Genomic DNA, 1,673 nt, shown 5'->3' on the forward strand with positions numbered 1-1,673 from the left:
CCGTACACTTCTCGCCGGCACCGCCGCGGTTCTCGCCGCCCCGGCGCGCGCCTGGGCCGACCCGTTCTTCCAGGGCACGCCGCCCTCCGGCCCCTTCCAGCCCTATTGGGAGTCCCTCAAGTCCTACACATCGCCCGATTGGTTCCGAGACGCCAAGTTTGGTATCTGGGCGCACTGGAGTCCGCAGTGCGTGCCGGAGCAGGGCGATTGGTACGCCCGCAACATGTATATCCAAGGCATGGCGCAAAACGACTTTCACACGCGCACCTATGGTCACCCCTCGGTCTTTGGCTATAAGGACATCTGCAATCTGTGGAAAGCCGAACGCTGGGATCCGGATGGCCTGGTCAAGCTCTACAAGGCCGCCGGCGCCGAATATCTCGTCTCGCTGGCTACCCACCACGACAATTTCGATTGCTGGGATTCGGCGCACCAGCCCTGGAACAGCGTCAACATCGGCCCCCGGCGCGACATCGTCGGTGGCTGGGCAAAGGCGGCACGGGCCAACGATTTGCGCTTTGGCATCAGCTACCACGGCACACCGCATCGGACCTGGGATGAGTTCCTGCCGGTCCGCTACAAGAGCGATACGACCGGGCCGTTCGCTGGCGTTGCGTACGACGGCATGCAAACCCTGGCCAACGGTGAAGGCAAATGGTGGCAGGGCATGGACCCGCAAATGCTGAACGGCAAGCCGCACCTCAAGAACACGCCCTGCCCGGAATTCGTCCAGCAGTTCATGCTGCGCGTCCAGGATGTCATCGACAAATATGATCCGGACATGCTCACCTTTGACGATGGCGTGGAATTCAGTTTTGACGCCGGCGGACCCTATGCTCCGGACCTCGGCGTGTGGTTGGGTATTCCCGACCTGGCGCCGCAGATCATGGCCTATTTCTACAACCGCAACCTGGAACGCCGCGGCGGGCGACTGGACGGGGTGGTCAATCTCAAAAATGTACCCGAGCCGATCTGGGGCACGCTGACGCGCAGTTTCGAGATGCTGTTTGCCGACAAGATTCAGGACAGTCCCTGGCAGACCGAGGCCTGTATCGGCGATTGGCATTACAACCGCGCACGCCTGACCGAGCACCGCTATCGCAAGCCGGAACTGATGATCCCCCTCTTCGTCGATATCGTCAGCAAGAACGGTAATCTGCTCCTGGGCATTCCTCTGCCGGGCCACGGTGAGCCCGACGGCGATGAAATCGCCTTTCTTCAGGCGTTTGCCGACTGGCAACGGGTGAATGCCGAGGCCATAAAAGGCTCCCGGCCGTGGACGGTGTTTGGCGAAGGACCGTCAACGCAGGTGAAGGTTGAGGCCTACCAGCTTGAAAAACTGCGTTTTGATCATCGTGACATCCGCTTTACCACCAAGGGTGAGGTTTTGTACGCCATTGCGCAGGGTTGGCCGGCTGACGGAAAGCTGACGGTACGCTCTCTGGCCACCGGTTCGCCGCACTATCGGCAAACCATCGGCAAGGTCGAATTGCTGGGCTCGCACGCCAGGCTTCAATGGACCCGCAGCAGCGAAGGCCTCGAAATAAGCCTGCCACCCAAGGCGCCATCCCAACATGCCGTATCCTTCCGCATTCAGTCGGCCTGATGGCAATAGGCTATTTGAAGCGGTATTTATACCAAACACTGATGACGCTGACTCATCGGAGTTGGTT

At 60.3% G+C, this 1,673-nt stretch carries 1 protein-coding gene; it reads left to right on the forward strand.

All coding sequences use genetic code 11. From position 1 onward, the window contains the following. Positions 1-1,606, forward strand: a 1,606-nt coding sequence (locus ABI_RS05170) for an alpha-L-fucosidase (RefSeq protein WP_040308604.1), incomplete at its 5' end; no start/stop codon positions are given. Positions 1,607-1,673: the final 67 nt, after the last annotated feature.

It is taken from the genome of Asticcacaulis biprosthecium C19 (assembly GCF_000204015.1).
GTDB classification, from domain to species: domain Bacteria; phylum Pseudomonadota; class Alphaproteobacteria; order Caulobacterales; family Caulobacteraceae; genus Asticcacaulis; species Asticcacaulis biprosthecius.